This window comes from Providencia rettgeri (genome assembly GCF_001874625.1).
GTDB classification, from domain to species: domain Bacteria; phylum Pseudomonadota; class Gammaproteobacteria; order Enterobacterales; family Enterobacteriaceae; genus Providencia; species Providencia huashanensis.
In genome coordinates, this window is sequence record NZ_CP017671.1 from 3,547,774 (window position 1) to 3,569,105 (window position 21,332).

20 protein-coding genes are annotated in these 21,332 nt (G+C 42.7%); 15 read left to right on the top strand and 5 right to left on the bottom strand.

Annotated elements, in window-relative coordinates; genetic code table 11:
- Window positions 1-12: 12 nt before the first annotated feature.
- The 5 genes from folD (at window position 13) to fruA (ending at window position 5,324) form a co-directional block, all read left to right on the top strand.
- Complete coding sequence (gene folD, locus RB151_RS16575; protein ID WP_071548519.1) at window positions 13-870, top strand: bifunctional methylenetetrahydrofolate dehydrogenase/methenyltetrahydrofolate cyclohydrolase FolD; 858 nt, start codon at window positions 13-15, stop codon at window positions 868-870.
- 17 nt (window positions 871-887) lie between these two features.
- Window positions 888-1,100 carry a ribosome-associated protein YbcJ gene (gene ybcJ, locus RB151_RS16580; RefSeq protein ID WP_071548520.1) on the top strand — a complete coding sequence of 71 codons (213 nt, stop codon included), beginning with the start codon at window positions 888-890 and terminating at the stop codon, window positions 1,098-1,100.
- Between the two features lie 404 nt (window positions 1,101-1,504).
- Entirely contained in the window at window positions 1,505-2,677 is a 1,173-nt protein-coding gene (gene fruB, locus RB151_RS16585; protein ID WP_071548521.1) for a fused PTS fructose transporter subunit IIA/HPr protein, read from the top strand.
- The gene (gene fruK / locus RB151_RS16590) at window positions 2,674-3,618 is read left to right on the top strand and encodes a 1-phosphofructokinase (RefSeq protein ID WP_042845343.1); all 945 of its coding nucleotides are present in this window, start codon (window positions 2,674-2,676) and stop codon (window positions 3,616-3,618) included. The genes fruB and fruK overlap by 4 nt, the downstream gene beginning before the upstream one ends.
- Before the next feature lie 11 nt (window positions 3,619-3,629).
- Window positions 3,630-5,324: a PTS fructose transporter subunit IIBC gene (gene fruA, locus RB151_RS16595; protein WP_071548522.1), complete on the top strand. Its 1,695-nt coding sequence runs from the start codon at window positions 3,630-3,632 to the stop codon at window positions 5,322-5,324.
- Between the two features lie 926 nt (window positions 5,325-6,250).
- Here the strand turns inward: fruA and cysS are convergent.
- The gene (cysS, locus tag RB151_RS16600) at window positions 6,251-7,639 is read right to left on the bottom strand and encodes a cysteine--tRNA ligase (RefSeq protein WP_071548523.1); all 1,389 of its coding nucleotides are present in this window, start codon (window positions 7,637-7,639) and stop codon (window positions 6,251-6,253) included.
- A 269-nt stretch (window positions 7,640-7,908) separates the two neighbouring features.
- Between cysS and ppiB the strand changes: the two genes are divergently transcribed.
- The 5 genes from ppiB (at window position 7,909) to RB151_RS16625 (ending at window position 12,244) form a co-directional block, all read left to right on the top strand.
- The gene (ppiB, locus tag RB151_RS16605) at window positions 7,909-8,403 is read left to right on the top strand and encodes a peptidylprolyl isomerase B (RefSeq protein ID WP_042848090.1); all 495 of its coding nucleotides are present in this window, start codon (window positions 7,909-7,911) and stop codon (window positions 8,401-8,403) included.
- Window positions 8,404-8,413: 10 nt separating this feature from the next.
- Window positions 8,414-9,139, top strand: a complete 726-nt coding sequence (gene lpxH / locus RB151_RS16610; RefSeq protein ID WP_042848091.1) for a UDP-2,3-diacylglucosamine diphosphatase — start codon at window positions 8,414-8,416, stop codon at window positions 9,137-9,139.
- Window positions 9,140-9,288: 149 nt separating this feature from the next.
- Window positions 9,289-9,804 carry a 5-(carboxyamino)imidazole ribonucleotide mutase gene (gene purE, locus RB151_RS16615; protein WP_048608054.1) on the top strand — a complete coding sequence of 172 codons (516 nt, stop codon included), beginning with the start codon at window positions 9,289-9,291 and terminating at the stop codon, window positions 9,802-9,804.
- Window positions 9,804-10,886, top strand: a complete 1,083-nt coding sequence (gene purK, locus RB151_RS16620; RefSeq protein ID WP_071548524.1) for a 5-(carboxyamino)imidazole ribonucleotide synthase — start codon at window positions 9,804-9,806, stop codon at window positions 10,884-10,886. The genes purE and purK overlap by 1 nt, the downstream gene beginning before the upstream one ends.
- Window positions 10,887-11,005: 119 nt before the next feature.
- Window positions 11,006-12,244: a CynX/NimT family MFS transporter gene (locus RB151_RS16625; RefSeq protein ID WP_042848096.1), complete on the top strand. Its 1,239-nt coding sequence runs from the start codon at window positions 11,006-11,008 to the stop codon at window positions 12,242-12,244.
- Between the two features lie 129 nt (window positions 12,245-12,373).
- On the opposite strand, the gene RB151_RS16630 is transcribed toward RB151_RS16625, so the two are convergent.
- The 3 genes from RB151_RS16630 to ybbA form a co-directional block, all read right to left on the bottom strand.
- Window positions 12,374-13,744: an esterase-like activity of phytase family protein gene (locus tag RB151_RS16630; protein WP_071548525.1), complete on the bottom strand. Its 1,371-nt coding sequence runs from the start codon at window positions 13,742-13,744 to the stop codon at window positions 12,374-12,376.
- 214 nt (window positions 13,745-13,958) lie between these two features.
- On the bottom strand, window positions 13,959-16,406 hold the full coding sequence (gene ybbP / locus RB151_RS16635; RefSeq protein WP_042848100.1) for a putative ABC transporter permease subunit YbbP: 2,448 nt from the start codon (window positions 16,404-16,406) through the stop codon (window positions 13,959-13,961).
- The gene (ybbA, locus tag RB151_RS16640; RefSeq protein ID WP_042848102.1) at window positions 16,403-17,089 is read right to left on the bottom strand and encodes a putative ABC transporter ATP-binding protein YbbA; all 687 of its coding nucleotides are present in this window, start codon (window positions 17,087-17,089) and stop codon (window positions 16,403-16,405) included. The genes ybbP and ybbA overlap by 4 nt, the downstream gene beginning before the upstream one ends.
- Between ybbA and tesA the strand changes: the two genes are divergently transcribed.
- The 5 genes from tesA to RB151_RS16665 all read left to right on the top strand — a co-directional run bounded on the left by tesA (window position 17,057) and on the right by RB151_RS16665 (window position 20,932).
- Window positions 17,057-17,698: a multifunctional acyl-CoA thioesterase I/protease I/lysophospholipase L1 gene (gene tesA / locus RB151_RS16645; protein WP_042848104.1), complete on the top strand. Its 642-nt coding sequence runs from the start codon at window positions 17,057-17,059 to the stop codon at window positions 17,696-17,698. The two genes, ybbA and tesA, sit on opposite strands and share 33 nt — an antisense overlap.
- Before the next feature lie 79 nt (window positions 17,699-17,777).
- Window positions 17,778-18,581 carry an SDR family oxidoreductase gene (locus tag RB151_RS16650; protein ID WP_042848107.1) on the top strand — a complete coding sequence of 268 codons (804 nt, stop codon included), beginning with the start codon at window positions 17,778-17,780 and terminating at the stop codon, window positions 18,579-18,581.
- Between the two features lie 59 nt (window positions 18,582-18,640).
- Window positions 18,641-19,498, top strand: a complete 858-nt coding sequence (locus RB151_RS16655) for a co-chaperone YbbN (RefSeq protein WP_042848109.1) — start codon at window positions 18,641-18,643, stop codon at window positions 19,496-19,498.
- Window positions 19,499-19,511: 13 nt separating this feature from the next.
- Window positions 19,512-20,456 carry an SPFH domain-containing protein gene (locus tag RB151_RS16660; protein WP_042848111.1) on the top strand — a complete coding sequence of 315 codons (945 nt, stop codon included), beginning with the start codon at window positions 19,512-19,514 and terminating at the stop codon, window positions 20,454-20,456.
- Entirely contained in the window at window positions 20,453-20,932 is a 480-nt protein-coding gene (locus RB151_RS16665) for an NfeD family protein (RefSeq protein WP_042848113.1), read from the top strand. The genes RB151_RS16660 and RB151_RS16665 overlap by 4 nt, the downstream gene beginning before the upstream one ends.
- Here the strand turns inward: RB151_RS16665 and cueR are convergent.
- The gene (gene cueR / locus RB151_RS16670) at window positions 20,886-21,296 is read right to left on the bottom strand and encodes a Cu(I)-responsive transcriptional regulator (protein ID WP_042848115.1); all 411 of its coding nucleotides are present in this window, start codon (window positions 21,294-21,296) and stop codon (window positions 20,886-20,888) included. The two genes, RB151_RS16665 and cueR, sit on opposite strands and share 47 nt — an antisense overlap.
- Between the last annotated feature and the right edge of the window lie 36 nt (window positions 21,297-21,332).

The window sequence follows — 21,332 nt, forward strand, 5'->3', positions numbered from 1 at the left end:
ATTAAGTTACAGATGTTAGCAAAAATTATTGATGGGAAAACGATTGCGCAGACAATTAGGCAAGAAGTTGCCCAAAAAGTACAGTTACGTTTAGAACAAGGAAAACGCGCTCCAGGGCTTGCCGTTATTTTAGTCGGTGCCAACCCTGCCTCGCAAATCTATGTTGGCAGTAAGCGTCGTGCTTGTGAAGAAGTCGGTTTTATTTCGCGTTCCTATGATTTACCTGATACAACGTCAGAAGCGGAATTACTAAAACTGATTGACGATTTAAACCAAGATACCCAAATTGATGGGATCTTAGTTCAATTGCCATTACCTGCGGGCATTGATAACGTTAAAGTTATTGAACGCATTCATCCAGACAAAGATGTTGATGGCTTCCACCCCTACAATGTGGGTCGCCTTTGCCAGCGAGCACCTCGCTTACGCCCTTGCACACCAAGGGGCATCGTTACGTTGCTAGAACGCTATAATATCAATACACACGGTTTAAATGCCGTTATTATTGGCGCATCTAACATCGTTGGTCGCCCAATGAGCCTAGAGCTACTATTAGCAGGTTGCACCACAACCGTTACCCATCGTTTTACCCAAGACTTAGAACAACATGTGCGCAATGCAGACTTACTTGTTGTTGCGGTTGGTAAGCCTAATTTTATTCCAGGAGAGTGGATTAAATCTGGTGCTATCGTTGTTGATGTTGGTATTAACCGTTTAGAAAATGGTAAAGTAACAGGGGATATTGATTTTGATGAGGCGTCAAAACGCGCATCTTGGATAACCCCCGTTCCCGGTGGAGTTGGGCCAATGACCGTAGCAACCCTGATTCAAAACACGTTACAAGCGTGTGAAGAGTACCACGATATTTAATGTAATCTGGAGCAACAATGGAAATTTTCAATCTTGATGGGCATCCGCACGTCGAACTGTGCGATTTGCTAAAAATTCAAGGCTGGGCTGAAAGTGGCGCAATGGCTAAAGCAATGATTGCTGATGGCTTAGTACAAGTCGACGGCGTCGTTGAAACACGTAAACGCTGCAAAATTTTGGCTGGAAAAACCGTTTCAATGGGTAGTGAAACAGTCAGAGTTGAAGAATAGTTTATTTGGGTAAGCTGAGCCATTCAGCTTACCCACCTCCCTCTTTACCCCCATCATAACACCCCTTTATCTGTTAGCTCATTTCCAAGTAAACCATCAACAATTTATTTTGAGATATTTTTTATCCCCTGCCTTTTTAAAAAAACATTATTCTTTGTTTTTGATAAGAAAATAATTTCAGCAACACTTCAGCTCGCAATAAAACTCTCCTTATAAAACGTATTTATTTAAGTTAAAAAATTTAACTTAGATCTCAATTTCAACATGATTTTCTTCTATTCCATAGACAAGACTAAACGATTCAGCTATCGTTGTTAACGATAACATGATTAACAAACAATCAGATCTGCTCGTAAGCATTCTTTCTGGCTGGTCCGGTTATCACTAAATAATCAGGAGAAATTATGTTTAGCCTATCAATTAATGATATCCATCTTGCTGCATCAGCAACTGACAAAAAGAGTGCCATTGAACAAGTGGCTCTAGCATTAGAAAACTCAGGTTATGTTAAAAGTGGTTATGTAAAAGGGATGCTTAATCGAGAACTGCAAGCCCCCACTTTTTTAGGCAATGGGATTGCTATTCCTCATGGGACAACAGACACTCGAGACCAAGTATTAAAAACGGGTTTCTCTGTATTCCAATTTCCTCATGGTGTTGAATGGGGCGATGGGCAAACTGCTTACATTGTCATTGGTATTGCAGCTCAATCTAATGAACATTTAGAATTGCTTCGCCAATTGACCCACGTTATTAGTGATGAAAATATTGCGCAAGCAATGGTAAAGGCAAATACACCTAAAGCACTAAAGCAATTATTAATGGGAGAAAGCCAAATTCAGCCATTAAAATTTGACGATACGATGGTTACTATTAATGCCCATGCAGATAATATTAATACACTGAAAATACAAAATATTATTAACCTACAAAATGCCCAAATAGTGAGTACTGACTTTATTACGCAAGTGCTCACTGAAACACCTTATTACCTTGGACAAGGTATTTGGCTAAGTGATAGCCCTGTTGGGAACATTCAAAATGGTATTGCGTTATCGGTCGCCAAAAACACCTTTCATTTTCAAGAGCATCCAGTCAAAGCCTTAATCACCATTTCTTATGCGAATAACCAAGTTGAGTCATTTCTATCAAAAGTAAGTCAGTTATTACAAAACCAACAAATCAGTCATATTTTAAAAAATGATAACGTTAACTCTTTAGTTTCACGCTTTACAAATGAACAAAACACAAACTCCCCTTCCCCCTCCGATTCACTTATAGAACCAAGCCAGTCTGGGATCACTCAAGATTTTACCATTATGAATCCACATGGCTTGCATACTCGTCCAAGTACCCTGTTAGTCAGCACTATTAAAAAATTCGAAAGCACAATCACCGTCAGTAACCTTGATGGGACAGCAGTACCTGTTAATGGGCGTAGTTTAATGAAAATAGTCAGTTTAGGCGCTAAATGTGGCCATCGTTTACGAATTCACGCAGAAGGAGTTGATGCACAGCAAGCGATAAGCACGATTGGCGAAGCCATTAATTCCGGACTTGGAGAACAAATTCCATGAGTAGAAGAGTTGCAACTATCACTTTAAACCCAGCTTATGACTTAGTTGGTCTGTTAACTGATATCCATCGTGGTGATGTGAATTTAGTTAAAACTGCAGGTCTTCACGCAGCAGGAAAAGGGATCAATGTCGCCAAAGTACTTAAAAATTTAGATATTGATGTCACCGTCGGTGGTTTTTTAGGAAAAGAAAACCAAGATGGCTTTCAAAAAGTCTTTAGTGAAACGGGTATCGCGAATCGCTTCCAAGTCGTTGAAGGACGTACACGAATTAATGTGAAACTCACAGAGCAAGCTGGGTCTGTGACTGATTTCAATTTTTCAGGTTTTAGCATTACCAAAGCAGATTGGCAGCGTTTCGTAACAGACTCACTAAGCTGGGCTGGGCAATTCGATATGATTTGTGTTAGCGGAAGTTTACCTCAAGGCGTCGACTTAAATGATTTTACCCAATGGATGCGCCGCCTGCGTGAACAATGCATGTGTGTGATTTTTGATAGTAGTCGCGAAGCCTTTGTCGCAGGCTTAAAAGCATTACCTTGGCTAGTCAAACCCAATCACCGTGAATTAGAAATTTGGGCAGGCAGAGCACTATCTACCCATCAAGAAATTGTTGAGGCCGCGAATCAGCTCCGGCAGCAAGGTATTGCCCATGTTGTCGTTTCTTTGGGTGAAGAAGGTGCTATGTGGGTTAACGCATCAGGGGCTTGGTTTGCAAAACCACCTAAATGCGAAGTTATCAGTACTGTTGGTGCCGGAGACTCCATGGTTGGCGGGCTAATCTATGGCTTATTAATGAGCCAAACTAGTGAACATACCTTACGTCTTGCTACAGCGGTATCCGCACTCGCAGTCTCACAACCTAATGTTGGTGTTACTAACAGAGCTCAACTTGCACGCATGATGGCTCAAATTGACTTACAGCCGTTTACAGTAGAATAAGGGTAAACATGATGAAAATACTAATCGCTCCGAGTCATCAACAAGGTCCTGCTATTGTCTGGCTGGCTATTGATGCCTTAAAAAAAATATCTGCTAGCCAAAATATTACGTTTACAGAACAACTTTCAGATGCCGATATTATCATTTGTTTTGAAAATCAACTACCTGATAACTTTCCTTGCATCGATAAAAAAGTTTATTTTGGCCTTCCTGAGCACGCAATTAGGCAACCTGCTGAATTTCTTTCAGCAGCTCTTAGCCAAGCTATATTCTTAACAGAAAATGCTTCAGCACCTTCTCATTCATCTCCTCTATCTGTTCTGGCAGTTACCGCCTGCCCTACAGGGGTTGCACATACCTATATGTCAGCAGAAGCTCTTGAAACTGAAGCCAAAAAACGTGGCTGGCATATAAAAGTAGAAACTCGAGGTTCCGTCGGTGTAGGAAACGAAATTACACCAGAAGAAATAGAACGGGCCGATCTTGTTATCGTCGCGGCAGACATTGAAGTCAATGTTGATAAATTTGCGGGGAAAAAAATGTACCGCACCTCCACCAGTGCGGCATTGAAAAAAACAGCTCAAGTAATGGATAAAGCTATAGAAGAAGCGAGTCTATTCACGCCACAATGTGGAACCCCCTCCTCGCAATCACATAAAACCAATGAAAAACGTGGAATATATAAACACTTACTCACTGGAGTGTCTTATATGCTTCCGATGGTTGTTGCCGGAGGTCTGTGCACCGCACTGTCATTTGCTTTTGGTTTGGACGCTTCCAACATTGAAGGGTCACTGGCTTGGGCACTTAGCCTAATTGGTGGACAAACAGCTCTCGCGTTGATGGTGCCAGTGCTATCCGGTTATATCGCCTACTCTATTGCTGATAGGACTGGTTTAACGCCAGGTCTAGTCGGCGGTGTACTTGCAACCACTTTAGGTGCTGGGTTCTTAGGTGGGATTATTTCTGGCTTCCTTGCGGGTTACAGTGCTCATTTTATTAGTACTCGATTAAAATTACCGCAAACAATGGAGGCACTAAAACCAATTTTAATCGTGCCACTAATTTCTACCTTAGTGACCGGCCTAGCCATGATCTATGTAATAGGGCATCCCGTCGCTTGGTTAATGGATTGGCTAACAAACTGGCTAAATACGATGGGAACCACCAATGCCGTGATCTTAGGGGCGATTCTCGGTGCAATGATGTGCACTGATATGGGAGGCCCGGTCAATAAAGCTGCCTATGCTTTTGGTGTGGGCCTGTTAAGTTCACAAACTTATGCGCCAATGGCAGCGATTATGGCAGCAGGAATGGTTCCCCCTCTTGCAATGGGTATTGCAACCTTTTTGGCTCGTCATAAATTTGTTCCAGCGGAACGTGAGGCAGGCAAAGCTTCATTTGTTCTAGGATTATGCTTTATTTCTGAAGGAGCCATTCCCTTTGCAGCAAAAGACCCTATCCGTGTTCTCCCTGTTTGTATCATTGGTGGCGCAATAACTGGAGCGTTATCCATGTACTTTGGTATTCAGTTGATGGCACCTCACGGGGGTCTATTTGTGCTGTTAATACCCGGAGCCATTAATCATGTATTGATGTATTTATTCGCGATAGTAGTTGGCACAGTGGTTTCAGGTGTGCTTTATGCCATTGTCAAAAAAGCAACCCCTAAAGAAGCTCAACAAGAAATGGCAAGTATCGCTTAGTCATACCAATTTAAGTTCCATTCCTAGTCCCTGTTGGTAGTCTTATTCCCCCCTTAATTGGGGGGCTTTTATCTAGAACAAAATAAAAACGGTTAGATATCACTACCTAACCGCTTAAATATCTAACGCTTTATTTTTAACTCAATTTATATTTGAAATAAAACTTATATTAATATGCTGAATATTTAATGTTATTGCTAGGCGCTGAACGCGGATAACTTGGGGAGCATACAAAAGTATGTGACCCAAGTAGCCAAGTGATGGCAACACCGCCACAACGTGAAGTTGATTCTTATTAATACGCTAAATAGTTCGTGTTGTGGCTAGGCGCCGAACGCGGATAACTTGGGGAGCATACAAAAGTATGTGACCCAAGTAGCCAAGTGATGACAACACCGCCACAGCGTGAAATTAACACTTATTAATACGCTAAATAGTTCGTATTGTGGCTAGGCACCGAAAGCGGATAACTCGGGGAGCATACAAAGGTATGTGACCCAAGTAGCCAAGTGATGGCAACACCGCCACAGCGTGAAATTAACACTTATTAATACGCTAAATAGTTCGTGTTGTGGCTAGGCGCCGAACGCGGATAACTTGGGGAGCATACAAAGGTATATGACCCAAGTAACCAAGTGATGGCAACACCGCCACAGCGTGAAATTAACACTTATTAATACGCTAAATAGTTCGTGTTGTGGCTAGGCGCCGAACGCGGATAACTTGGGGAGCATACAAAAGTATGTGACCCAAGTAGCCAAGTGATGGCAACACCGCCACAGCGTGAAATTAACACTTATTAATACGCTAAATAGTTCGCGTTGTGGCTAGGCGCCGAACGCGGATAACTTGGGGAGCATACAAAAGTATGTGACCCAAGTAGCCAAGTGATGGCAACACCGCCACAGCGCGAAATATGACGCGTATTATTTGCGACGCCACGTAGTGCCAGCCGCACCATCCTCCAACACCACCCCCATTGCAGTAAGTTCATCACGCGCCGCATCCGCTTGTGCCCAATCTTTATTCTGACGCGCATCTAACCGTTGTTGAATTAATGCCTCAATTTTTGCCACTTCCGCATCATCTTCAGTCTGTGAGCCACCTTTTAGGAAACTTTCTGGGTCTTGTTCTAACAAACCTAGAACACCGGCTAGCTCACGAAGTTGTGCCGCCATCCCATTGGCCGCTGACATATCTTCTGATTTCAAGCGGTTTACTTCACGCACCATATCAAACAATACAGAATAGGCTTCTGGAGTATTAAAATCGTCATTCATCGCTTCAATAAAACGAGCTTTAAATTCTTCACCGCCAGCTGGTACAGCTGATTTATCGGTGCCTCGTAATGCGGTATACATGCGCTCAAGTGCTGTACGAGCCTGCTTTAAATTTTCTTCGGTATAATTGAGTTGGCTACGATAATGACCAGATAACAAGAAATAACGTACCGTTTCTGCATCGTAATATTCAAGCACATCACGAATAGTAAAAAAGTTATTGAGAGATTTAGACATTTTCTCTCTATCGACCATCACCATCCCTGAGTGCATCCAATAATTAACATATGGGCCATCATGGGCACAGGTAGATTGTGCAATTTCGTTTTCATGGTGTGGGAACATTAAGTCAGAGCCCCCACCGTGAATATCAAAATGGTTACCTAACGTTTTGCTATTCATCGCGGAACATTCAATATGCCAGCCTGGGCGACCTAAACCCCAAGGTGACTCCCAACTAGGTTCACCTTGTTTGGACATTTTCCACAACACAAAATCCATTGGATTTCGTTTAACATCCGCAACTTCAACGCGTGCACCCGCTTGCAGTTGTTCTAAATCTTGGCGCGACAATAAGCCATAATTCGGGTCAGTTTTTACCTCAAACATGACATCGCCATTACCTGCAACATACGCGTGTCCACGTTCAATTAAACTTTGGGTTAATTCAATAATTTCACTAATATGGCGTGTTGCACGTGGCTCGCTGTCTGGGCGCAAGATATTTAAAGCATCGAAATCTTTATGCATTTCAGCCAGCATACGCGTTGTCAGCGCTTCAACGCTTTCATTATTTTCCGCCGCACGTTTAATGATTTTATCGTCAATATCAGTCACATTACGAACATAATTCAAGTCATAACCTAAATAACGTAAATAACGGCTAATTGCATCAAACGCTACAAATGTACGGCCATGACCGATATGACACAAGTCGTAGATAGTGATGCCACACACATACATCCCAATCTTACCTGCGTGGATGGGCTTAAACTCTTCTTTTTGGCGACTTAGTGTATTAAAAATTTGCAGCATCTGAACTTTTCCATTTTATTTGAAAAATGATTATCGATTTCTATCGATAAAATATCATGTTATTGAACCCCGTTCACCTTAAGAATGCAAGGGTTTAACCTACCTTTACTATCGGTTTTTTCATTGTATTTAAGACGCACCTATTATGCTATAAAACAGCTACAATGCGTACTGCTGCTTCAAGTCAGGTTTTATCTGTGATATAAACTTGCTGATCTCAACGCTTTCGCAAGATAGCGCATAAAAAACAATTATTCAGGATAGCTATTATGGTTACATTTCATACCAATCACGGTGACATTGTTATCAAAACCTTTGACGATAAAGCCCCCGTCACAGTCGAAAACTTTTTAACTTATTGTCGTGAAGGTTTCTACAATAATACCATTTTCCATCGTGTTATTAATGGTTTCATGATCCAAGGTGGTGGTTTTGAGCCCGGCATGGAACAAAAAAACACTAAAGCTCCTATCAAAAATGAAGCTAACAACGGTGTCAAAAACAGCCGTGGTACATTAGCAATGGCTCGTACCAACGACCCACATTCTGCAACCGCACAATTTTTTATTAACGTTGTTGATAATGACTTCTTAAACTTCCGCTCAGAGCGCCCTGATGGCTGGGGTTACTGCGTATTTGCAGAGGTTGTTGAAGGCATGGACGTTGTCGACAAAATCAAAGGGGTATCTACTGGTCGCAGTGGGTTCCACCAAGACGTTCCTCGTGAAGATGTAATCATTGAGAAAGTGACAGTTAGCGAGTAAGCCTGAGCGCATGTCCACTTATATCATTGCAGATTTGCATTTGAGTGAAGATGAACCGGCGATCACCGCCGGTTTTATTAATTTTATTCAACAGCAAGCCATCCACGCCGATAGCCTGTATATCCTCGGTGATTTTTTTAATTATTGGGTGGGTGATGATGATCAAGGCCCGCTTCATCAACTTGTTGCTAACGAATTAAAAACACTGACAAGTCAGGGAGTCCCTTGCTATTTCATTCACGGAAATCGGGATTTTTTGATGGGTAAACGTTACGCCAAACAATGTGGCATGACTATTTTGCCCCAAGAAACATTGCTGGAACTTTATGGTAATCGCATTTTGATTTTACACGGTGATACTTTATGCACTGATGATGCCGCTTATCAAAACTACCGTAAAAAAGTCCATACTCCATGGGTTCAACGTATTTTTCTTGCACTTCCCTTATTTATTCGCCGCCGCATTGCCCAAAAAATGCGCCAAAATAGCCAGTATGCAAGCAGTATGAAAGCAGAATCCATCATGGATGTTAATCCTCAAGCGGTTATTGACGCACTAAAAAGGCACCAAGCCCAATGGATGATCCACGGTCATACCCACCGCCCTGCTATTCATGAAATCAATATTGGTGGTAAAGTTCATTTTCGTGGCGTGTTAGGTGCATGGCATCATGAAGGTTCTGCCTTTGTTATCAATCAACAAGGTATCGAACTCATTTTCTTCCCATTCGAATAACGCTTCTGCAACTTCTTGGTTGTAAACACAACTGATTGCCTATTTATTAATCACGCAAACGTTTTCCTTGCTGCTTTGTCGTGATATGATCGGCACAATTCAATTCTCCGCCTTCGGGTGACGTTTTTTTCAATACAGGAAAGCACCAAATGACTGCCCAAGCTTCTGATCAATCTGCGGCAAAAATCGCCATTGTTATGGGTTCGAAAAGTGACTGGACAACCATGCAGCATGCTGCTGATGTGTTAACCGAGCTCCAACTCCCTTTTCATGTCGAAATAGTCTCAGCACACCGCACCCCAGACAAACTGTTTTCTTTCGCTGAAAATGCGAAAGAAAATGGCTTTGATGTGATTATTGCCGGTGCTGGCGGAGCCGCTCATTTACCGGGTATGTTAGCAGCGAAAACCTTAGTTCCTGTATTTGGCGTTCCTGTACAAAGTGCTGCACTCAGTGGCGTCGATAGCCTCTATTCTATCGTACAAATGCCCAAAGGGGTCCCCGTTGGGACCTTAGCTATAGGCAAAGCAGGCGCTGCCAATGCGGCTTTATTAGCCGCTCAAGTACTCGCAATCAGTGACTCCGTCGTTTTCAATCGCCTCGCTGCATGGCGTGCGACGCAAACTGATGATGTGTTAAACAACCCAGATCCGAGGGAAGCCTAATGAAGCCCGTCTGCGTTCTTGGTAATGGCCAATTAGGCCGAATGCTTCGCCAAGCGGGCGAGCCATTAGGTATCGCTGTTTTTCCTGTTGGCCTTGATGCGGAACCTGAGGCGGTTCCTTATCAACAAAGCGTGATCACTGCGGAAATTGAACGCTGGCCTGAAACCCCATTAACAAAAGAACTCGCACGTCATAACGCTTTTATTAATCGTGATATTTTTCCACGCCTAGCGGATAGGTTCCCACAAAAAAGCCTATTTGATAGCTTGCAGCTTGCAACGGCGCCTTGGGCACGGCTTGAGTCACCAGAACAATGGCCTGAGCTATTCGCTACGTTAGGGGACTTTCTCATCGTCAAGCGTAGAACTGGCGGTTACGATGGCCGAGGGCAATGGAGAGTGCGCCCCGGCGATGAAACTCAATTGCCCGCAAAAATTTATGGTGAGTGCATCGTTGAGCAAGGCATTCCCTTTGATGGCGAAGTGTCTGTGATTGGCGCACGCAACCAAACAGGGGAGTCCGTTTTCTACCCAATCACCCATAACCTTCATCAAGAAGGGATCTTGCGTACCAGCGTCGCTTTCCCTAAATCTGCTACTCCATTACAAGCGCAAGCGCAGGCGATGTTAAGTGCAGTCATGGATGAATTAGGTTATATCGGTGTCATGGCAATGGAATGTTTCGTGGTTGGCGATAACTTACTTATCAATGAGATTGCCCCTCGCGTTCATAATAGTGGGCATTGGACTCAAAACGGTGCCTCCATTAGCCAATTCGAATTACATTTAAGGGCAATTTTAAACTTGCCGATGCCATCCCCTGAGGTTTATAGCCCTGCGGTTATGGTCAACCTTATTGGCACTAATATCAACCTTGACTGGCTTAAACTACCGCTTATTCACCTACACTGGTATGAAAAAGAAGTACGCCCTGCCCGTAAAGTTGGTCATTTAAATTTAGCCCATAATGATTACCAGCAACTTATTTCAACCCTTAATAGCCTAATTCCGCTTTTACCAAATGAGTACAAAAGTGGCATTGAGTGGGCAAATGCAAAATTAGACTGGCACTCTCAGCAATAAATAGCGAAAATAACGCTTAATCGATGCCCGAACATGTTTTCGGGCATTCTGCTATTTTTGGCCGTCACCCAATCAATACGTATCCTGGTTTCAAGGTGTGCGGCATTACCGGAGTTAATATGTCCTCGCAGCCTTTTAGTCCGCTTTATCAATGGTGCATTCTCATCCTTTTAGGGCTGGTTTACTTTTTAGCCACCGCAACAACCTTTACCTCTTTGGGTGTGGTACTACCGGAGATGATAAGCGAACTTAAATGGAGCTGGAGCGAAGCAGGCTTCGGTTTTACTTTACTCGGGTTAACCTGTGGTCTCGCCAGTTTTCTCCCTTCACTTCTTATCCGTAAAATGGGGGTACGCGCCACTTTACTGTTGGGAACATTGGTCTTTATCACGGGTTTTTATAACTTATACTCCACACATACCATCAGTACTTATTTTCTTGGCACAGCACTAATTGGGATAGGTTTTACCCTACTGGCTACCGTTCCAGGGACTTATGTCCTCTCACGGTTATTTGAAAAACAATCTCTCGCCTTTGGGATGTATTTCACCATAGGCGGGTTAGGTGGCGTAGCAGGCCCATGGATCTACTTTTATGCCTCTAATCAGCTCGGCTCATGGCGTATGCATTGGGTACTTTGCGCCGTTTACCTGAGCATTGTTACTTTAATCACGATTTTTATGTTGCGCGAAGGCAAACAAGAACAAGCTCATGCAAAAAAAGTGATGCAAAAACAAGTGAGTGATGCCAATAAACCCATTTATCGTACTGCTGAAGTATGGACTGTCGGCAGAGCACTGCGTACATGGCAATTTTATTTAATTGCAGCAACCTACACCTCTTTTTTATGGTGTGGCATTACTGTCAACAGCTTTGCCGTGGCACATATTGAGGAGCGCGGGTTTGGTATGACCGTTGCAGTTTCATTACTTAGTACAATGGCATTTGTTAATGCATTCTCAAGGTTTATTGGTGGAGCTGCTGGTGAATGGTTAGAACCTAAAAAACTATTAATTGGTAGTCTAATCATTATGGTACTTGGCGTGGTTTTCCTGAGCATTGCGACATCTTGGTTATGGCTCATTTTATTCGTACTGTGTGTCGGTGTTGGGTATGGTATGACCTTCCTTGCATCGAGTGTTCTGCTGTCTAACTATTTTGGTCGTGGCCCTTATTTAGAATTGTTTTCCGTGGTAAATTTAATTTCTACTATTGCCTGTTTGGCCCCTTTTATCGCCGGCGCAATAAAAGATTTTACAGGCAGCTTCACCCCAGCATTTTTAATTATTGCTACCCCTGTTGTCGTTATTTTACTGCTAACATTGATGATGAAGCCTCCTGTACTCAATACCCAATAAAAAATCCCGAGACTCTAGCTCGGGAAAGATTAAAACCAAGGGAAAATAAGCTAAAAGACCAGATATTGGATCAACACATGCGTATCAGTTTATGCCACCCAACATCGTGTTAAAGTGGCATAAAATAAATTAAGGTTTTAGTAACTCAGGGACTTTCAGTAAAATAAATTCGTTGTCATCCGCTTTATTAGGGTCACGGCTCGATGAGAATGGGAAATTATTGTCATTCCCCACAATAATATGTTCATCATCCACAATATCCACATTTTCAATAGTAAAGAATGGGAAGGTAAATACGCCCTCGTTTAACGCCTTTCTTGCTTGGTTATTCGGGTCTTTAATCTGCATCAAATCTATATATGCTTGCTTATCGACCGCACCGCCTACATTTTTATCCGAGAACTCAATGCGATATACGCGTTTAAATTTCGCTAAATGACTAAAACAATTTTCAGTGTTACTACTACCCGCTGCACATGCCTTGTCAGCTGTCCCTTCGCCATTATCACGCTCAATAATTAAACCGTGGGTATCATCAATTAAATTGAAATCACCAATCGCATTTTGGTTATCTTCAAAGACATACAACCAACTTCTGCCTGTCCAACCTTGTTTCTTGACATCAAATTCCAAAATGCGAGCGGCTCGCTTACCATCCACACTTTCATAGTCTTGCTTTTTATCGTCCCAAATTGCCCCTTCTAGCATCGGATATAATTTTGAGCCATCCGGTGATGATGCCATCCCTTCGAAACCTTTTGAGCGATTAACTTGAAAAGCCACTGTATCAGATGGTTTGCCTGGTGTTGTTACTTGGTAGTGATCTGGAGAAATCACTTTTCCCCCATTCACTTGGGTTTCAAACAATGCCAAGACTTTACCATCAAGGTCCATCTTGATTAAATAAGGGCCAAATTCATCACCTACCCATAACGCACCATCAGCAAACTGAAAGCTTTCTGGGTCGAAATCACTCCCCGTCAAATAACGTTCTTTTGAGTCTTCATTAATAATATGAAAAGGAATAATTTTATTTGGGTCATGGAAGAAAACGGTTTTCAATGGTGTCGTTTTACCTGATTTAAAATCAATATCATATTGCGTGATATATAACATAGAATCTGGTGAATTTACTTTGTTACCAAAGCCGTTATCAGTCAAAACCCAATAAGTACCATCAGCCATATGCTTGATACCTGAATGACCTTGCCGCGGTTGACCTTTAATTGGAATAGACATCCCTGTTGGTCGATCAGCAGATTTACCTTCGACTTTACCGAGAGTATCAACACGAGTCCCCGTAGTAAATTTACCGCTAACTTGTAAACCTGAAGGCGCATTGTGTGGCGCTGAAACCGTTGAATCAACAGGCAAAATAGAATGCCCAGCCAGCGTTGCTGGTACTTCCTGTTGAGCGAACCCTGAAATGCTAAAAGTAATTAAACCTGCCAACAAAGATAAAGAACCGAACTTACGCTTAATAGAATTGTTATATTGCATTGTTATATTTCCACTGTATGACCATCAATAATAGACAGCGGAATCATAACTATAGTGAATGACAATTTTGTGATGAATTAAAGACAGTTATTTGACTAGAGACACCAACAAACGGCCTACTATGATTAAGGGCAAGCAAACAGCACTCATACTTGCCCCTTTATTTAAGTTAACTTTTAGCATTACAGACCGCCTAACGCTAAAAATCACCCTGTTAACTATTTGGTAGCCGCCTGTGCTGGTTTCCTGTTCCAACCAGACGCAGCCCCAGCCACCCGCCACAAATAGATAACAATAAGGCGGCACTTAAAGGGAGTAATACCCACATACGCCACTCGGGTTGCCATGGAAAATCAAATACTTTACTTTGCAGTAACCATAACGCGATTTCTGCGCCAAATGCAGCCGCAAGACCCGCCATTAAACCAAGTAAAGCAAATTCACTCCACAGTGTTCTTCGCATCAGTTTTTTACTTGCACCGAGGGTGCGATAAACAACCAACTCACGTTCACGCTGGCTCATTCCCACTTGGATCTGCGCTAATAGCAACAGTATTCCACAGAAGATAACCAACACAACCATTACTTCAAGAGCTTGGCTGACTTGCTGAAGAATTTGCTGGATCTGTGTGATAATCGCCCCAGTATCAAGGACATTAATAGTTGGATACTGACGACTAAGTTGTGTCAATAACTGACCATCGCCTTCGTAATGGAAGCTACTTAGCCAAGTTGCTGGCATGGCCGATAACGTTTCTTCTGAAAAAATAAAATAGAAGTTTGGCCGTAAACTTTCCCAATCAACAGTACGAATACTGCTTACTGTTGCCGAAAACACCTGAGCACCTGCGTTAAAAGTAAGTTTATCGCCGATTTTTAAACCTAGCTCTTTAACCACCGTCTGTTCAATTGAAACTTCACCCGCTTTAGGTGGCCACATCCCTTCATCCACTACATTCGCAGGGGCTAATTCCGATTGCCATGTTAAACTTAATTCACGCCTAACCGTATTATTATTGGGATCTCGCTCATCTGCCCATTCAATAGCAGATTGATCGTTAATATCCGTTAAGCGTGCAAGTACCACAGGGTTAAACTCTGTCGGTTTAACTTGGTACTGTGCAAGTAATTTTGTCACAGGCTCAAGCTGTGAGTGATTCATGTTGATCAAAAAATAATTAGGGCTATCCGCAGGAAGTTGCTGCTGCCAACGATCAAGAAGATCACCGCGCACTAAGATCAATAACGCCAATAACATAAACGATAATGAAAATGCACTCATCTGAGTAATCGTTTGTAGTGGTTGCCTTAGTAACCGGCTCACAGAAAGACGTAAGCTAAGCTGGCGGAATTTAATATGTCGAAGCCCCCATAGCCCTAGCCAACCAATTAAAGCCAATAAAATAGCAACAACCACAATCCCTGCTAGAATCGACCATAACAGTGGGTTTACCCCCGCAAAGATAAATAAACCACCAACAACAATGAATACTACGATAGGTAAATAATAATATAGTGGCCAAACAGGAGACTGAGCATCATCCCGTAATACCCTTGAAGGCTGAGTTGCCATAAGTTGGTAATAAGGCCGGCTACCAACAATAATAGCAATAATAAATAGGGTACCTACAGCCCAAACCCAAGGCATTAAGCTTGCTGATGGAAGTTCTTTCGGTAACATGGCCCCAAGGATTTGCATTAAAATGCCTTCAAAAGCCAACCCTAATAATGAGCCGAGTAGTGCCGCAGCAATTAAGATCACCAACCATTGGCCAATAATCCATTTCCGTAACGCATTTCGCCCTGCACCTAAGGTTTTAAGCACTGCTATTAACTGGTGACGGCTGCGACAATAATGGGTCATAGAAACCACTACCGCGGCAATGGCTAACAATAAGGTTAATAAAACTGACAGTAACAAGAACTGTTGCGCCCGCTGGAAGGTTTTTCCGACCGCCCCGTTATTCTCACTTAAAGTATACCAACGTTGGTCACTTCGGAGCTGTTGATCAAATTTTTGTTGAAAACTGCTGACCATGTCGGTATCACCAGCAAACATATCGCGATATGTTAAACGGCTCCCCAATTGAATTGCCCCTGTTAATGGTGCATCTTCAATCGCAATTAATACCCTTGGCGCTATTTGAAATGGGTTAAAACCGCTATCAGGTTCTTGGAGCAATTTACCTGAAATTTTAAGTGTGGCATCACCAATATCGAGGCTATCTCCAACTTTAAGTCCCAATAACTCAAGTAGCCGTGGTGCAACTAAAACCTGCCCTTGTCTAGGCTGTAAGCCTTCAGGTTCAGTTACTAACCCACCATAGAGTGGGTAAGCGTTATCTGCGGCTTTGACTAGTACCAGTTGCGGCCTTGCATCTTCATCTTCGGTTGCATATGCCATCGTCGAAAATGAAATCTGCTGGCTCAGCTGTAGCCCTGTATTTTTCGCTTCTTGCAACCATTTTGGGTCAGCGGGGTGTGAAGAACGTAAAACTAAATCACCAGCCAGTAACTCACGGCTTTGGTAACTCATACTATTTTCAATACGATCACTAATGCGCCCCAACGCTAATACGCAGGCAACAGCAAGCGTCAATGCAAGCCAAACAATAAGTAGCGATGGTGTTTTCCATTCACGCCAAAACCAACGCCAAATCATATTTCTTCCCTCAATTGCCCATCAACTAACCGTAAACGACGCTGGCAACGAGCGGCTAATTCGTTATCATGAGTGACTAAAATTAAGGTTGTGCCATGGTCTTTATTCATAGCAAATAATAAATCAGCAATTTTATCCCCAGTATGGCGGTCTAAATTCCCCGTTGGCTCATCTGCAAACAAAATTTTCGGGCGCCCATTAAAAGCGCGAGCTAATGCAACCCGTTGCTGCTCCCCTCCTGAAAGCTGAGCCGGCATATGATTAAGGCGTTTCCCTAGCCCTAATTCAGCCAGTAAATCAGCGGCTTGTTGGTAGCTTTTTGATTCAGATTCACCACGTAATAAGGCAGGTAGCTGCACGTTTTCAACCGCATTTAATGTTGGAATAAGCATAAAAGACTGGAAAACAAAACCGACACTTTCAGCACGTAAACGCGCACGTTGTTCTTCATCCATACGGGTTAGCTCTTGCCCTAGTAAACTAACCGTGCCACTAGAACCATCATCTAAGCCTGCGATGATCCCCAATAGGGTCGATTTTCCAGATCCAGACTCGCCAATTAAAGCAATTGTTTGACCGGGCTCGACAATTAGCTCAACACCTTGCAATATAGTCAGTTCATGTTCACCTTGACCAACACGTTTAATGAGATGATGAACTTCAAGAATATTATTCGCCGACATATATTGGTTTTTCTCCTGTTACTAACCGCGAGTGGACACGCACTGGCGTCAACTAAGTTATTGATCTTAGGGGATAGCCTGAGTGCAGGCTACCGTTTACCGGCTGAGCAGGCTTGGGCCTCGCTACTTGCCGACCGTTGGCAGAAACTGTCACCGCCCATTGCAGTTATTAATGGCAGCATCAGTGGGAATACCTCAGCACAAGGGCTTGAACGCCTTTCTACCTTACTTACACAAAACAAACCAAACTGGGTTCTGATTGAATTAGGTGCCAATGATGGCTTACAAGGCCTCCCTGTTGAGGATCTCGAAACTAATTTACAGCAAATTATCGACCAAATAGAGCAATCTGGTGCAAAACCGCTCTTAATGCAAATTCGTATTCCACCCAATTATGGAAAACGTTATACAACAAGCTTTGAAAAAGTTTATCCCAAACTTGCTGAAAATAATAAAATACCTTTATTACCATTTTATATGGAAACGGTGATTACAAAGCCTGAATGGATACAACAAGATGGTATTCATCCTACAGTAGAAGCCCAACCATCAATTGCTGATTTTATGGAAAAGCAACTTTCTGCGCATATTTTACCGCCTAAGCAGTAAAATAATGGCTAAACTCAGAGTATAAAAGCCCTCTTTTATACTCGAAATAATTTAAATTGCATGGAATCAAGGTAAAGTTATGCAAACATCAGCACGAAACAAAAAATCAATCTTGGTTACCGGAGCATCGAGTGGTATTGGCTTTTGTGCTGCACAAACCCTACGCCAGCGTGGTTACCATGTTATTGCCGCTTGTCGAAAAGAAAGCGATATTTTACGCCTTCAAGCACTTGGCTATGACACGGTCTCCCTTGATCTTAATGATAACAATAGCATAGATGCTGCGGCACAAACTGTATTATCTCTCTGTAACCATCGGCTTTTCGGATTATTCAATAACGCAGGGTTTGGCGTATATGGGCCTTTAAGTAGCATTAGTCGCGAGCAACTCGAAGCGCAATTTTCCACCAATTTTTTTGGTGTCCACCAGCTTACCTTACAATTACTCCCTTCCATGCTAGAGCACCATGAAGGCCGAATAATTCAAACTAGCTCCGTAATGGGCATTATTTCGACCCCTGGCCGCGGGGCCTATGCAGCCAGTAAATATGCCCTTGAAGCTTGGTCAGATGCATTACGATTAGAGCTAAAAGGTAGCGGTGTATTTATCAGCTTAATTGAACCCGGCCCTATTCATACTGCATTTACCCAAAATGTCGAACAAACTCAAAAAGATAAACCCATTCAAAACCCAGGGATTGCTTCTCGCTTTACATTAACGCCAGAGCATGTGGTTGAGAAACTAATCCATGCTTTAGAAAGCCCACGCCCCAAAGTACGCTATTCAGTCACATTATTAACCGTTGCCGTGCGTATACTTAAACGTATTCTACCCGACAAATTAATGGATAAAATACTGGCAAATCAGGGGAAAAAGGCTTGAAAAAAGCAAAATCAGCCCCACTCTACTATTAATGTTAAAAAATTCTAAAGAGATACCTTATGTTTGCTAACGCTCAAATTATCGATATCAACGAAACTAACCTGCATCAAGTCATTGAACAATCAATGAACTTACCTGTCATGTTTTATTTTTGGTCCCCTCGCAGCCCACACTGCCAAGATTTTGGTACCCTGTTGGAAAAAATCACCAATGACTATGCAGGTTTATTTATTTTAGCTAAAGTTAATTGTGATGAAGAACAAATGATTGCAGGTCAATTTGGCTTAAAAGCAATCCCAACCGTCTATGTATTGCAAAATGGTCGCCCCGTCGATGGCTTTGAAGGGCCACAACCTGAAGAGGTTGTGCTAGAAATTTTATCTCGGGTACTCCCTAGCCCAGAAGAAATGAAAGCGGCACAAGCCGCGGAGCTAATCGCGGAAGGTAAAGCACAAGAAGCATTACCATTATTAAAAGAAGCTAACCAACTTAACCCTAAAAATAGTGACATCACACTATTATTGGCAGAAACACAAATTAGCTTAAACTTAGTTGATGATGCCCAAATCACCCTGAATAGTGTTCCATTACAAGATAAAGACAGCCGTTATCAAGGTTTAGTTGCTCAGATTGAATTGCTGAAACAAGCTGCAGATACCCCAGAAATTCAACAATTGCAGGATGAATTTAACCAAGAACCACAAAATACAAATTTAGCGGTACAATTGGCATTAAAACTCCATGAAGTGAACCGTAATGAAGAAGCACTGGAATTACTATTTGGCTTCTTACGTAAAGATTTGGGTGCTGGTGAAGGTGCCGTTAAAAAAACTATGATGGATATCATGTCAGCAATGGGTACTGGCGATGCGTTAGCAAGTAAATATCGCCGCCAAGTTTATTCATTACTTTATTAATTAAGAGGTCGATATGGACTTGTTCGCCTATGGTGCAATACCGATTATCATTTTTGTCGCTATCGTTATTGTTTTTACCTGTGTTAAAACAGTGCCTCAAGGTTTCCAATGGACTGTAGAGCGCTTTGGTCGTTACACCCGTACCTTACAACCAGGCTTACATATCATCGTGCCATTTATGGATAAAATAGGCCGTCGTATTAATATGATGGAACAAGTCCTTGATATCCCATCTCAAGAAGTCATTTCTCGGGATAACGCCAACGTCACTATCGATGCCGTGTGCTTTATTCAGGTCGTAGACCCTGTTCGTGCAGCTTATGAGGTCAGTAATCTAGAGTTATCCGTACTGAATTTAACCATGACCAATATTCGTACTGTATTAGGTTCAATGGAACTTGACGAAATGCTGTCTCAACGTGATTCTATCAATACTCGCTTATTACATGTCGTTGATGAAGCAACTAACCCTTGGGGGGTTAAAATCACCCGTATTGAAATTCGTGATGTCAAACCACCAAAAGAACTTATCAGCGCGATGAATGCACAAATGAAGGCTGAACGGACTAAGCGTGCTGATATTTTGGAAGCTGAAGGGGTTCGTCAAGCGGCTATTTTAAAAGCCGAAGGTGAAAAACAATCCCAAATCCTAAAAGCAGAAGGTGAACGCCAGTCTGCTTTCTTACAAGCAGAAGCGCGGGAAAGAGCCGCGGAAGCCGAAGCGAAAGCGACTCAAATGGTGTCCGATGCTATAGCCGCAGGGGATATGCAAGCGATTAACTATTTCGTTGCCCAGAAGTACACTGATGCGCTAACCAGTATTGGTTCCGCTGAAAATAGCAAAGTGATTATGATGCCATTAGAAGCTAGCAATCTAATGGGAGCAATCGGCGGAATTACAGAGCTGATCGGCGAAAGTAAAAAAGCCAACAATACCAAAAAACAGGTCGCAGAATGATAGAGCTTATCAGTGCTCAGCCGGCATGGTTTTGGCTGTGTCTTGGTGGGCTATTGCTAATTGCCGAACTACTTGGTACTGGCGGTTATCTACTATGGTCAGGAATTGCCGCTGTTGCCGTCGGGTTACTCACTTGGTTACTGCCATTTCTTGGTTGGGAATGGCAAGGAATTTTATTCGCCGTATTAACGGTTGTGTCTGCCGTTTTATGGCGTAAGTGGTTAAGTGGGCGAAAGAAAACGACTGCCGATGACGTCAATCAAATTAGTCACCAACTGGTTGGCTTCAAAGCACGTTTATTAACCGATACTGAAGAGGGCTATAGCCGCATACGCCTTGCCGATGGCAGTTGGCGTGTTTATAGCGACGTCCCTCTTTCTGTAAACACTGAAGTGGTCGTCGTTGCCGTTGATGGTATCACTTTGAAAGTTAAGCCTTCTGAAGGTGACAACAACTACGCGCCAAATGGTCAATAATTGGGCAGTCAGCACCATCATCCCCGGGGCACACATCGACAAGCTCTTGTAATGTATCTCGAATAGCAGACAATTTTACGATTGTCTGCTCTATTTCATTTATCTTAGCAATAGTTGTGCTTTTTACATCCGCACTATGTCTGCTGGGGTTACGGAATAACCCTAACAGCTCGCCACATTCATCCAGTGTAAAGCCAACATCTTTTGCTTGTTTGAGTAACACAAGTTCATTCAAGTGCCTCTCTTGATAATAGCGGTAGCTATTCTCCCCCCTTTCTGGTGGAGTAATTAGCCCTTTCTCTTCATAAAAACGAATCGCTTTTGCAGTTAGGCCAGTTTTTTTGGCAATTTCACTAATATTCATAATTCCTCTTGACCTTAACCTTGCTGGAAGGTGTAA